Origin of the sequence: Chryseobacterium sp. VD8, assembly GCF_037149975.1 — a bacterium.
Lineage (GTDB): Bacteria > Bacteroidota > Bacteroidia > Flavobacteriales > Weeksellaceae > Chryseobacterium > Chryseobacterium indicum.
The window spans coordinates 1-14,035 of record NZ_JBBCQL010000114.1 but is presented as its reverse complement, the minus strand read 5'-3'; the positions used below and the strand labels follow the sequence as shown (position 1 = coordinate 14,035).

Here is a 14,035-nt window from a genome sequence, read left to right as displayed (position 1 = left end):
CCGTTTATTCCGTTGTAGTTTCCGATGAAAGAATCCTGAAAAATCGGGTCTGTAATAGATTTATAGAATACTCCCCCACTCAGAATTCCCACATTTGAAAAGTAGTATTCTCCCATCAGATCAAAATTCAGGGAATAGGTCGGATTCAGATTCGGGTTTCCGCCTTTGAATTCGTTGTCGGCTTCGCTGTATGTTCCTCCCGGCGTTAAATCTCCGAAATTAGGTCTGGAAAATGTTCTCGTGGCGGCAAAACGCAGATTTATTTTATCATTTAGAGCGTATTTAATATGCAGCATCGGCAAAACGGCAAGATATTTTTTTGTGTTTTCAACAGGAATCAGGGTATTATTGATTACATTATATCCTTTTACTTGCGTATTGGTATTCGATAATCTGATCCCTCCTAAAATGGTGATCTTATCATTCACTTTATACGTTCCCATTCCGTACGCATCGGCTTGTTTTTCAAAGACATCGAAATTTCTTCCGAGTGCTTTATTGTATTCCAGAGCTTCCGAATCGGCTGTATTGATCTTTAAATTTCCCTGATTCTGAAACCAGAACTGATCCATTCCCGATGTCGACAGAACAGGACCGAACGTATTCCCGATGTGGGCGTTCATTTCACTTAAATACTGAGGACCATTCGCCTGACTCGTAATATATTGTCCAAAATCTGATAAAAGTGGTGCTGTTCCGTTGTTCCAGTTGTAGAAAATATCGGAGAATCTGGCGTTCCGTTCTTTATCCCTGTATTTGAAACCGTATTTTAAGGTTAAACGATCTGAAGCATTCATCTCATGGTTAAAAGCAGCCACCATTTTATCCTTTTCCTCAACAAAGACTTTGTAAAATTCCAGATCGGTAAATCTCATTCTGGAAGCGTCCATTTTAAAATTGGGATCGCTGTAGAATCCAAATAACGCGTCCGGATCTTTATAGTCCAATTTTCCGCCATCGGCTTTCCAGTAAGCTCTCGGACCGATTCCGTGATTGGCAATATAAGCAGGATCGATTCCCACTCCGGATTGAGTGTACTTAATGACATAATAGGAGTTGTTCTGTTTATCGGGAATGTTTCCGTATTTGAATTTATTGTCATAATACGATAGATCCCAGTCGATCTTCCCTTTGTTTAACTGGTGAACTGCGCCTAAAGAAACCGAAGTTAATTCTGTAATCAGCCGGTTATGGATGTTCTGCAGTTCAACTCTTGCGGTGTTGTTGGCGGAACTGAATTTATCAAAACGGATTCTGTGTTTGTAGTGCGTTTCATCATCAGACAGCGTTCCGTACATTCCTTTAAGATAAAATGTGGTTTTTGGAGACAGCACATATTCAAAAGCCGTGTTAATTCCTGTCGTTTTTCTCACTCCGTTGTAATCGCGAAGCTCTAACCTGAAAACACCTTCGTCACCGCTTCTTCTGGCTTCAAAATTATCGGTAGACCAGTTTCGGATGAAGTGTGCAAAATTGAATAAATACCCGAATTTTTTATCTTTTGTTCTTCCGCCGTAAAGCAGTCCGATGTTGTAGACTCCTTTATCAGATTTAGCATTATAACCGCTTCCCAGCGTTGCTTTGAACTCGGTTTTCATGGGTGGTGTTTTCGTAATGAAATTCACGCCGCCTCCGATTCCGTCGGCTTCCATATCGGGAGTAAAAGATTTATTCACATGAACATAAGAGATAAGTTCCGTCGGAAAAAAATCGAAAGCGGTTGCTCTGGATGTAGTTTCCTCTTCCGCTGTGGGAAGCCTGTTTCCGTTGATGGTTGTTGATGCCCAGAATGGCGGCAATCCTCTCAGAGAAACAAATCTTCCTTCGCCCTGATCTCTCTCTATGGAAACTCCCTGTACACGCTGAACGGTTTCCGCAGCATTTCGGTCGAGTAATTTCCCGATTCCGTCGGAAGCAATAACGTTGGAAATATTGATTGCGTTTTTCTGAAGATTTAAAGCTCTTGCTTCGCTGTTTTTCAGAGATCCGGTAACGATGATTTCATCAATGTTTTTCTGTTTCTGAAGCATGGAGATCATTCCCAGATCCATAGTCTGCTGAGACTTCAGATCTATAGTAATATTCTGATTTTCAAAACCAATATAAGAGATCTGCAGGTCATAATGCCCCGGTTTCAGATCATTGACGGAAAACTTTCCTTCCAAATCGGTCATGATGATTCTGGAGGTTCCGGCAACCTTTACGGCAGCTCCCGGAAGCGGCTGATTATGGTCTGAAACAATTCCTGTAACGATCTGTTGCTGGGCAGAGATAAAAATACTGCAACAGGCAAAAAGAGGGAATAGAGATTTTTTTATTATCGGCTCCATTGTTTACATATATTAAATTTATACCGCAAAACAAGTCAATAATTTTAATATATGTAATTATTTTATATTAAGTAATGTTTAATAAATGAAGTAGAATTGTTACCCCAGTTTTACCTACAGAAAGTACTGTATTCTTCTTTTATAATGGAAAAAAATGAGTGTTGATAGGTATTTTAAAGGATATGACACAATATGCAATGCATATTTGTTTAATAAAATTTTCAAAAAAACAACCGCCCAAAGATTAATTTAAAGTTAAATCAGAAGGCTTGATAAAAAACAGAAAGTTGAATATTTGTAAACTTTTATGAAAAACAGTAATTGAATATTTGTAAATAAACAACAGAAAAAGAGATGTAAAATTTATCCTGAGTAAAAATACAAAACCAGCATGACGCAGCTTTCATTACTGATGCTCACCGGAACGTGCGGGAATTTTCCGTTAAAATAAAGGGAATCTCCTTCTTTTAATATCACATCTTCATTATCGATCAGATATTTCACTTCTCCTTTCAGAATATATTTGAATTCCCATGCATCGGTAATTACTTTTTCTCTTTTGGCATTGGGTTCAAGCGTAAGCAAAACCGCTTCAAAACCTAAAGAATGAAGGCTTTTGCTGAAGATATGCATGTATTTAAACCCTTCGGCTTCCACTTCTTTTTCAATAAGCTGCTGGTTTTCTTTGGGCAGATAAATGAATTTGGCGTTTGATTTTTTCTCAACCCCTTCAAAAAAGTAACTTGCATCAATTTCCAGAGACTGAATTAAATCCAACAAAACGGGAAGTGAAGGAATCGTTCTGCCGTTTTCTATTCTGGAAACAAGCCCGTTGCTTACATTGGCTCTGAAAGCTAATTCGTTAATGGTTAAATTATTTTTTTTCCTGATGTCTTTCAGTCTCTTTCCAATGCCTATTAAAAAATCATTCATATCATTTACAGTTAGCCAGATCCGGTTATTATATGCAGAAGCAAATTTACTATATTAAATGACAATTCTTCCCAACTATCCGGAATTTGGGGGAAATTTAACCACAAAAGGCACAAAAGATAATGATAAAGCTCAGTTTCAAAATAATTAAAGTGTTCAAAAGTATAAAAATCAAAGATTTTTTAAACTGTTGTATTCTTTATTCTTACGCTTGTTAACTTTTAAAAATGCATCAAAAGCTTTTGTGACTTTGTGGTTTAAAAAAAGCTTTCTTAAGCCGCAACACTGTCATTTTAAGCGAAACGAAGTAGAGTCGAAAAATCTAAAATCACAACGTTTTTAAGAGATTCTTCATTGCATAATGCTGCGCAAAATTCCATTCAGAATGACAGGTTTTTTAGATTTAACACATAAGGTCACATAAGTTTAGTTTATTAAATATTTAAAAGATCACATAAGAAGAAAATCAAAGATTTTCATAGACTAATGCGTTCTGATATTCATGGTATATCTGCAAAACTTGTTCTGAAGCAAACACATTTTTATATCTTATTTTATAAAAGAGCGATGGTTTATATTTAATTGGGTGTAGATAATTTTTAAGTGATATTTTACTGTATTTTCCGAGATATAGAGTTGGGCAGCAATTTCTTTGTTAGATTTTCCTTTTTTTACAAGTTCAATAATTTCAATTTGTCTTTCAGTTAAATTATACTGAGAAATATCTAAAGTAGAATTCCCTTTCTCATCGAGCTGCTTAGTGTATTTTTCAATTTCGGAGTAAATTTTTTTGTTTTCATTTTCTGCTGCTTTTCTTTTTGCTTTATTAGCTTTATACAACATATACAGCAATAGAAGTAATGCAGCAAGTGAGAAAATTACAACGTATAGAATGCGTCCATATTTTTTATGCTCTTTTTCGTTTAGAATTCTCTTCTCTATTTCCAATTTATTTTCAACAATTCCAATTTTCCCTAAATTATTATTAGAATCATAGTACTCTCCAAGAGAATCAAATTTCTTTTGTGCCTGCATTGCTCTATCATAGTCCCCACTTTTTTTACAAGCTTTGGCTAAAACTTCATAAAGGTAGATTTCATATTTTATTTTATGATATTTTTTGGTATTTGCCAATGCTTTTTCAAAGAGCTCGTCTCTTTTATCATACAATTTCATGATATGGTACATCTCTATTTTTTTTCCATATACATTAGGTAAGTTAGAAGGTTCTTCTTTTTCTAATATGGCGATCGCACCATCATACATTTTTTCGGCTTCTGAATAATTTTTGTGAAGCATATAGATGTAGCCTTCCTGCATAATTACCCATGCCTTTGTAGTAGGTGGCAAATAGGCATAGTTATCTTTTTTAAGTCCGTTCATTACAAGAAGTGCCTTTTCATATTGATGAGTATCAAAATACGCAAAAGATTTTTCTGCTCTTATGTTACTCATTACCTCGTTTTTATGCTCACTATTCAGCCCTTCTTTTAGGGCAAAATTTAGATTTTGTTCTACGTGAGTATAGTCATAAAGTCTTTTGTAAGTATAAGATTTCAGCAAATAAGCATGATACCTTTCATAAGGCGTAGTAGAAGGATTGTCTATAAATTTTGAAATAAGTACTATTGATTCTACATACTTAGAATTATCATTATTAGCAACCACTTCTTTTTCTAGCCGTTTTATAGATTCTGGCTGAGCAAAAACACGAAAAGAGATGCTTAAAAACAGAAATAAACAATAATAAATTTTTGGTAGTATCATTTTTGTTATAGTTTTTTTCATTTTGTGTGTTTTGTAGAAGCAGACCTTTTGCCCTTAAAAGCCCACAAAAATACAAATATTTTATAGTAAGATACACTTTGTTCGTATATCTTAATTAGTAATAACCGCTTTTTTCAAAACTTTCTGCATACATATTTACAAATAAAAAAAACTGATAATCAATATTTTAACAACATATTACCCGATGGGTAGTCGCACAACTACCCGCCAACTACCCGCTGTTTTCTAGATTTATTAATCATTAAAAAATACATTTGACAAAAAAAATGAAGCAATGAAACTATTATCTCTTAGGAAAATAATTTCGGTATGGAAAATATTAGGACCTGGAAAAAAAAATGCCATAACAACTTGTATAGAAAATAACATCCCTCTCACAGATGAAAACTTAAAAGAAGTTATTGAAATTTTACAGCACAAAAAATAATATCAATAGTTAATTAAGTATTTAATAAGAATGAAAAAGAAAAAAGTACCCATGATGAAGACAAGCGTAGCCGTACTGAAATTATCCGTAATAGCCTGTACATTATGCCTAGGAAGTAAGGCAGCTGCACAAGCAGGCAACGTAGGAATAAATACCATTACACCTACTGCTACCCTTCATGTAAAAGGAAATGGAAACACCAGTGCTACACAAGCACTAAAACTGGAAAACAGCGATGGTACTAATCTGCTTACGGTAAATGATGATGGGAGCGTATCTGGAAGTGCTGTAGCCAATTTTGGGGGAAGCGGAGGCACAGGAGTAAACGGCAAAAATGCCTTGGTAAAAACCACCGCCGAGCCAACAGGAGCCAATTGTGCCAATGGAGGCATAAAAGTAGAAAGCGGCGTAGATCTCAACGGAGATAATACACTGGGCACTAATGAAATTTCGGACACTAAATATGTTTGTAATGGAAGTAACGGTGCTACTGGTGCAACGGGAGCGACAGGTCCAATGGGACCACAAGGTCCAGCGGGTCCAGCAGGAACTAACGGACAAGGGGTACCAACAGGTGGAACTACAGGACAAGTACTTGCGAAAGTAAATGGAACAGATTACAATACAGCTTGGGTAACACCAAGTGCAGGTGGAAGTGCTTATCCAAATGTAGAATTATACATTTCAAACACAACTATACAGAACATTCCAGATTTATTAGGGGGTGCTGGTAGTACTTTATTAACGTTTTCAGCTACAAACAATCCAAATGCTTCTCTTACAGGTGGAAATACTTGGAATGGTTCTGTCTTTACAGTTGGAACAGCTGGGTGGTATGAAATCGATGTACAAATAGTTGGGGTTACCAATACAGGTGGACTAAGTAGCAATGGTGTTGATTTTTTCATGGACAAAAACAATACGGTTGGTGCAAGTAAAACAGGTGCCTTATACAGAAATGTACGAAGCACTCAGCCATCTGAAACCATCTTGAAAAACACTTCAACTTTACATACCATTATATACCTCAATGCCGGAGATAACATTCGCTTCAGAGGATTTGCTTGGTCAAATTCATTAGCCGCGAATACTTCTGCAGACGGAAGTACTTATTTGACTATCGTGAGGGTGAAGTAAGGATTATTAAAATTGAAATTAAACTAAATAAAAATGGCAGTAACAGCAGAACAAGCAGGTAATTTTATCGGCTACACTATGACAAACGAGAATAATGGCTTTCCAACACTTTACTTTGAAAATGGCCATATTACACAACGGCACGATGATATAAATAATATAGGATGGCATCCTCACAATAATCTATATTTATATGAAGACGCGCAAGATTTTGAGGATCTAATTAGTGTTCGTTGTAAAGTGTGGCCTATTGATGATGATTATGGATTAACAATATTACATTCTAATCAGCCAATTCCTGCACAAGAAATACGTAATTTAATTGATGATGAGGAAGATCAAGAATTGCGAGATAGAATTATGGAGTTAGAAGGACCGGTACTTTTAGAAATGTTTTTTGAAAATGATGGCACATACACTGCAATTTATCATTTCTCTAGATCATTTCTAGTAGAATATGGAAGTAATACCAAGTTTGACATGAGGTATGGATTTTCATATGCACGCTCAGTTTGCAAAAATGCTCAATTGGCCCAAAATGCGTGGGATCTTTTTTAATATAACTTAACACTTTAATAAGCAACCTAATGCCAGAAAATTCAAAAAAAGTAAATTTTTCAGCTTCAACCGTTAAAAAAAAGGTTGAGTTTGGGAAAAGAGACAGTTCAGATTCTGAAATCAAGTCAGAAGAGGTTTTTACAACAAAAAAAATTGATGCACATAATGTTAATTGGGACAATAACGATGTGATTGATGAGTCTAAAAAAGGGAAAACAAGTAAAAACGATACTAAAAATAACGATGTAGTTGATGATTCTAAAAAAGAAGTATCAAACAAAAACGATACTAAAAATAACGATATAACAAAGAAAACTACTGAAATTAAAACTATTGATACCCCCAAAAAAAAGTACCAAGTTGATGACGATTTAAAAGATGATTCGGATATTAAAGAATATCGCAAAAACAGAGATATACAGAATCTGAGAAGAGAAATTATTAAAAACCTACTTGAACATACGGGTGGTAACATTCCAGAGTTGTACAACAAAGTGAACGAGGAGTTGCGTGCGCTGATGAAAGCCGATCAAAAACTCGAACTCAAGGATATTAAATTCACAGAGGAAACTGCCGCTTTTCGTATTCCTAAATTTGCGGCTTCGTTTAATTTGGATGGAGCTACCGATTTTTTTGGAATGTCTATTGCAGAACAATACATGCTTTATGACAGAGTGGGTTTATTTAAAGGTATTGTCATTGATCATTCCAAGGACACACCTGTAGATCAAGGTTATCGAAACGCTGTAAAATACCTCAAGGAAGAAAACAACAACTCCGCTACAAAACCGGTTGCTATTTTTTACAAGAAACCACGTCTTTCGGGCTTTTTTGAAACCAATTTTTCCCTCGACGAAACACAGCGCAAGTCTCAGGAAACAGGTATTTTTAATCTAGGCTTTGGTTTATCGGTAGATTATAACTACTGGGCAACATCCGCTGCACTGCGTGCTGGTTTTTCGTATGGCAAAGAGTGGTTGCAGGAAAAGAATATCAGTGTAAAAAAAGCGGCATTCATTTCCAACTTTTTCTTACCTAAAATTGAGTTGTCTTTCGATACATTAAAACCCTGTGCAGACGACAGCTTGGTAGAATATTTGGAATCGATTTTCAAAGATACCAATACAAACAATCAAACGAAATTTGAAAAGATTTGTACGTTATTGATGACCTTTGGTCATTTTGTTCCTACCAGTTTGGTTATCGGTGGACGTTTGTATTCTTCCAATATCAAAAAGATTGAAAAAATGGAAGAGTTTGACAATGTACAAACGCAATATGCAGCCTCTTTTCAAGCGGCTTTTTCCAATATGCGTACAGAAGTAGGTGTTGAAGGAAAAATGAACCATAACCAAGGTTCTAAAGCCAGCACATCAACATCAAATGAGAGCCAAACTATTTCTTTCAATGCCATTGGTGGTGAAGGAGCTTATGTGAGCGATACAGAAAAATGGGTAAAATCAACAGAAAAATACACTTCGTGGGGATTGGTTCGTTTTGATAATTTGGTGCCTATCATTGATCTATTACCTAATGAATTACAAAATAGATGCACTCAATTATTCGAAACAATTACGCTGGAGTTAACTATAGAGCAACTGCTTCAGCGCAATGCACATTTTTTGTTTTATTCAGGCTATTTTGAAAAATTTGGGAAAAATGCAAAACCACAATTTTTTGTGATTAAAAACATTGCTAGTTCAAGTGATGTATTAACCATTAAAAGTAGTTCTAACAATCAAGAGCTGGTGAGTAGTACCGAACTAGAATTGCAATCATTTAGCAATCAGGATTCTCAACTATGGTATGTTTCCAATTCTGGGAAAATTTACAGTTCCATAGATTATGATTCCCAAAACAAATTTGTACTTTCTTTGGAAAATGAAAAGCTTGTTGTCACATTAGAAGATTATTACCCAAATCAATATTGGAAACTAGGCGGAGGTAGATTGAGTAATATGAACAATAAAACCGTAACACTAGACAATAAGAATTTTAAACTAGTAGAGACGGAAAAAATGGTCGATACTGAAATTACTGTTGTTGTTCCAGGTAAAAATGCGGAAGATCAACCAAAAACGGAAAAAAAAACTGTCCAAAAGCCACAGATTACACCAGAAGCTATGAAATCCTATTGGAAAATCATGCCTGTTGAAGATCTATACATACCAAAAATACCAAATACAAAAAAGGGGACTTTAATACCTGCTAATGATGGTTATCGGATGTTAGAGAAAAATTTTATCTCGAGAAAAGACTCTTTACAATCTCAAGATGGTAATTATAAATTATGTTTTGAAGGAAATAAATTGGTAATAAAACAAACCAAGCCAAATGAAAAAAATGTTTACGAAAGAATAGTAGACAATAATGTTGAAAAATTAGCTCTGGTTAATAAAAGACTTCAATTGTTAGATAAAGAGAACCAACCAATTTCAGAACTTGTTGATGCTTTTGTAAAAGAAGTAAATCTATTGAACAATGGGAATTTAGAAGCATTAGAATCACAGACCGATAAACTTATTTGGCATTCCAATTCAATGACTTACAGTGCGATTAAATTGGATGAAAAAGGAGTTCTATCAATTCATCATCAAGATTTTGCTCCGGACATGAGCCACGCTGTTATTAATGTAACGCTTATGCCAAATATTGATGCAGATCACCAATTGTGGTATTTGAATAGTAAAAATCAGCTTATTTGTAAAGCGAAAAATGCTAACAACATTGAATTTGGATTGAAATGCAACGAAAATGGAGAGCTTACAATGCAAATGAATCCTGGGATTAGTGATGATAAAAGTTTACAATGGGAATTAAAAACAGATGGTAAAGCAGCTATAAAAAATGAAAAATATGGTTCATTTTTAACTTCTAAACTCTTTGGGTTAATTATTTCGGCTTCTGCTTCTTCATCGGATTTGTGGGAATTTAAAAAGAAAGATGAGCTATTTGGTGTTTCAAAGATTGCTAAAATTGTCAGACCTTTGAAATTACATGGTGATAAAGATTTCTGTGATTTAATTGCAACAACAGGCGACCGTTATGTACATACAGGATGGATAAATGTTGAAAATGCTGCTGAAATAAAAGGCGTAAAAATTTACAAAAGAGACAATCGTTATGCTCTAATGTTTAAAGATAGGAACAATATTGAATATAAGGATGGTACTGATTCTTATCAAACATTTGATATAAATAATGTTCATTTTCAGAAGAACCCTATTTATTTTAATGAAAAATTTGACAAAGTCGGATTTAGTTCAATCGGAGATACAAATCATTACGGGATAGAAACCTCAAAGAGCGGGTCTTCATTTAAAAATAACGACACAAATTTTTATCAAAAAATGGAACGTAGTTCCACTCCATTCGTGGATCTAAATTGGGCTGAAGCAAAAGAAGATGAAAAAGTAGTTGGCTTCGGATTAGGTAAAGATGGAAACCGACTTGTACCCTACTTAATCGTTATACCCAAATAGTTTGAGTTTGATTTAAATATCGAGTTTGTTTAAACTTTTTAAAATACAATATTCTTTTGGGAAAACGCAAGGGCGCAAGATTTTTATTAATCTCAAAGCTTTAAGGCGCAAGAAAATCAAAGATTTTCACAGACTAATGTTTTCTGATATAAAGTGTAGAAATTATTTAAAATCTTTTGTGACTTTGTGGTTAAAATAAAAAAACCAGCAGCCTGTTTAAGACTGCTGAGTTTATTTATCTGTATTTATTAAAATTACTTTATTTTCTTGGCAATATAGTCGCTTTCGTTGCCTAATCGGTCAATTGCTTTGATCGCCACTGCATTCAGTACTTTTCCGTCTTTATTTTTAGGAATTTCTCTGGAAAGCTGATCCAGTGTAAGGATTTCGGTTTCCCAGATTCCGTTGTACTGGGTGAAAAGCACCCATTGGAAGACTTCTTTTATATTCTTTACGCTCCAGCTTATCTGCGCAGAATTTCCGTTATCATTGATGAACAAAGTCGGGGTCTGCAGAGGGACGGCTTTTATCCACGGTGATTTCGGAACCAGCGCTTTTTCTTTGTACGGTCCGTTTTTCAGGGCAGGAAGCATATTGGCATTTTTGGTTAATCCGGCAATACTCCAGTGGATTTCCCCTGCATCTTTCCCTAACACCTGTCGCGATATTTCGATCTGATTTTTAATTTCTGTCGGACGGTCTGAAGTTTTAATTTCTACCGTATTCAAGCCCGGCCAAAGATGTCGGTTCATGGTGTTTTCAGATTTCCACCAGTTCAATAAGCCTTCAAACGGCTGTCCTTTGGATTCTATCGGCCAGTACAACTGTGGCGAGAAATAATCTACCCAGCCTTTATTTAACCATAATTTGGCATCCGCATACAGCTCATCATACTGAGAAGAACCTGTGACTCCTTCCGGATAACCGGGTTTCCATATTCCGAACGGACTGATCCCGAATCGCACATAGTTCTTTTCTGCGTGGATTTCTTTGTAGATTCTTTCAACAAATTTATTCACGTTATCTCTTCTCCAGTCGGCTCTCGTTAAGGTTCCTCCGCTGCTTACGTACGCATTCCAGGTTTTGTTGTCCGGAAAATCGGCTCCTTTATTATAGGTTGCGTAAGGGTAAAAATAGTCATCAAAATGCACGGCATCAATATCATATCTTGTTACGATATCTTTTACGACGTTTGAAACGTGTCCCTGTGTTTTCGGATCAGCCGGATCAAACCAGTACATTCCGTTTTTCAGGCGGATGACGATATCGGAAAGCTTATTCACCATAGATAAACTGTTGGGCGAGCCTCCGTTCGAATGATGAGCGCGGTACGGATTCAGCCACACATGGAGTTCCAGACCTCTTTTGTGAGATTCTTCGATCCAGAACTGCAAAGGATCATAATTCGGATAAGGAGCAGCTCCGGTCTGTCCGGTCAGGAAATATGACCACGGTTCCAGATTACTGGTATACAAAGCATCTGCGGAAGGTCTTACCTGAAAAATTACGGCGTTAAAGTTGTTGTCTTTCAGCATATCCAGCATGGAAATGGCTTCTGCCTTCTGCTGATCGACGGATAAATTGTTTCTTGAAGGCCAGTTGATATTGGCAACACTTGCAATCCATGCTCCGCGAAATTCTCTTTTGATTTCCGGGAGATTGGTTCGGAAAGTATCGTCATTCGGCGGTACTGCCGAAGAATCTGTACTGGTAATGGGAAGCGGCGGTTTTGGTATATTGGATTTTACGGAATTTTTTACGGGAGTGGATGCTTTTACTGCGTTATTCTGTGTGGAACACGCAACAAATGATGTAAAAAATCCCGACAAAACGATCATTTTTAGGGTATTCATTCTCATAGTCTGCAAAACTACATTAATTTATTTTGTTGATTTTAAATTACGATAATAAAATGAATTATTTGAACTTTGATTTAAATTACAGATGCTTTAAAGCAAAGTTTTTTTGACTGTTGACTGCTTTTAAGTTTGCGAAAGCGTTTCACTCAGGTAAACTTTAAAAGATTTCCTTACTTACAAGTTTGTTTAGACTCATTTTAAAAAGTTGTTTAATGTAAAATGGGAGAAAACTCTATAGAGTTTTTATCTGTGTAGAAAATATATTCACAAGGAGTTCTGCGTTCCGTAGGAACGCTATCTTTAGAAAATTTATCGCAGTATAGATATCAATCCTATGGATTGATTAACGGATTTATTCTTATTTCTACACAGATTCTGCTCCTAAAGGAGCAAACTCTTTTAGTTTAAACAACTTCTAAATTTTACCGCAAAAGACAAAAGACTTTATTGGATTTATTCAAAGCATTTCAAAAGTATGCAGAGAGAAAAAATCTTTGATTTTTTTAAACTTATGTGCTCTTTTTCCATTTAGGTATGAGACTTAAAAAACTAAAGTGTTACAATCTTTTGCATCTTTTGCGGTAAAAAAGGTTAGACAAGTCTTATATTAAATTTAGACCCAGAGCCAAAACTTTTACCGAATATTTAAAGCGAGTAAAATCCATTCCTATTTTGATTAATTTCTAAAAAGATTCTTCATTTCATAATGCTTCGCAAAATTCCATTCAGAATGACAGATTGAATTTTAATTTAAAACAAAAAAAGCCCCGAAAAACCGGAGCTTTGTTATTATAAAAACTGAATTAAGCTTTAGCCGCTCTTTCCACTTTTTTTCTGTCTTCTTCAGAAAGTAATTTCTTTCTCATACGGATGAAGTTCGGAGTTACCTCAATGGCTTCATCACTCTGGATATATTCCATACATTCTTCAAGAGAGAATAAGATCTTCGGAGCAACGCCTGTATCTTTATCTTTACCCGCTGCTCTCATGTTGTTCAACTGCTTCGCTTCCACGATGTTTACCACAAGGTCACCCGGTTTGTTCTGCTCACCGATGATCATTCCTGCGTAGATTTCCTCTCCCGGATCTACGAAGAACTTACCTCTGTCCTGTAGTTTGTTGATGGAATATTCTGTAGCCGGCCCTTGCGTTTTGCTGATCAACACCCCGTTGTTTCTTCCCGGAATCGCTCCTTTGAAAGGCTTGTATTCTGTAAAACGGTGTGCCATGATCGCTTCTCCCGCAGTCGCGGTTAACATCTGGGAACGCAGTCCGATCAGACCTCTTGAAGGAATTTCGAATTCCATATGCTGCATCTCCCCTTTGGTTTCCATGATGTGAAGGTCTCCTTTTCTCTGCGTAGCAAGGTCGATTACTCTTGAAGCATACTCTTCAGGAACGTCTACTACCAAAGATTCGTAAGGTTCGCAGCTTACTCCGTCGATTTCTCTAAGGATAACCTGTGGCTGACCGATCGTCATTTCATATCCTTCTCTTCTCATGGTTTCAATAAGAACTGAT

8 protein-coding genes and 1 pseudogene are annotated in these 14,035 nt (G+C 35.9%); 4 read left to right on the top strand and 5 right to left on the bottom strand.

Annotated elements, in window-relative coordinates:
- From WFK35_RS13230 to WFK35_RS13220, 3 genes are all read right to left on the bottom strand, one after another.
- Positions 1–2,330 (bottom strand): TonB-dependent receptor (locus WFK35_RS13230; protein WP_336732987.1); only part of this gene is annotated, 2,330 nt, incomplete at its 3' end.
- Between the two features lie 363 nt (positions 2,331–2,693).
- On the bottom strand, positions 2,694–3,263 hold the full coding sequence (locus tag WFK35_RS13225) for a helix-turn-helix domain-containing protein (RefSeq protein WP_336732986.1): 570 nt from the start codon (positions 3,261–3,263) through the stop codon (positions 2,694–2,696).
- 549 nt (positions 3,264–3,812) lie between these two features.
- A complete protein-coding gene (locus WFK35_RS13220) occupies positions 3,813–5,051 on the bottom strand; it encodes a helix-turn-helix transcriptional regulator (RefSeq protein ID WP_336732985.1) in 1,239 nt (412 codons plus the stop codon).
- A gap of 274 nt (positions 5,052–5,325) precedes the next feature.
- On the opposite strand from WFK35_RS13220, the gene WFK35_RS13215 reads away from it, so the two are divergent.
- The 4 genes from WFK35_RS13215 to WFK35_RS13200 are packed head-to-tail and all read left to right on the top strand — an operon-like array spanning position 5,326 to position 10,655.
- The gene (locus tag WFK35_RS13215; protein WP_336732984.1) at positions 5,326–5,478 is read left to right on the top strand and encodes a hypothetical protein; all 153 of its coding nucleotides are present in this window, start codon (positions 5,326–5,328) and stop codon (positions 5,476–5,478) included.
- Positions 5,479–5,529: 51 nt separating this feature from the next.
- Positions 5,530–6,615, top strand: a complete 1,086-nt coding sequence (locus WFK35_RS13210; protein WP_336732983.1) for a DUF7151 family protein — start codon at positions 5,530–5,532, stop codon at positions 6,613–6,615.
- 33 nt (positions 6,616–6,648) lie between these two features.
- The gene (locus WFK35_RS13205; protein WP_336732982.1) at positions 6,649–7,173 is read left to right on the top strand and encodes a hypothetical protein; all 525 of its coding nucleotides are present in this window, start codon (positions 6,649–6,651) and stop codon (positions 7,171–7,173) included.
- 29 nt (positions 7,174–7,202) lie between these two features.
- Positions 7,203–10,655, top strand: a complete 3,453-nt coding sequence (locus WFK35_RS13200; RefSeq protein ID WP_336732981.1) for a hypothetical protein — start codon at positions 7,203–7,205, stop codon at positions 10,653–10,655.
- A 254-nt stretch (positions 10,656–10,909) separates the two neighbouring features.
- Here the strand turns inward: WFK35_RS13200 and WFK35_RS13195 are convergent, their stop codons facing one another.
- Together WFK35_RS13195 and WFK35_RS13190 are read right to left on the bottom strand one after the other, a co-directional pair.
- Entirely contained in the window at positions 10,910–12,508 is a 1,599-nt protein-coding gene (locus WFK35_RS13195; protein ID WP_336732980.1) for a glycoside hydrolase family 10 protein, read from the bottom strand.
- 809 nt (positions 12,509–13,317) lie between these two features.
- A pseudogene (locus WFK35_RS13190) lies at positions 13,318–14,035 on the bottom strand (translational GTPase TypA); the annotation flags it as partial.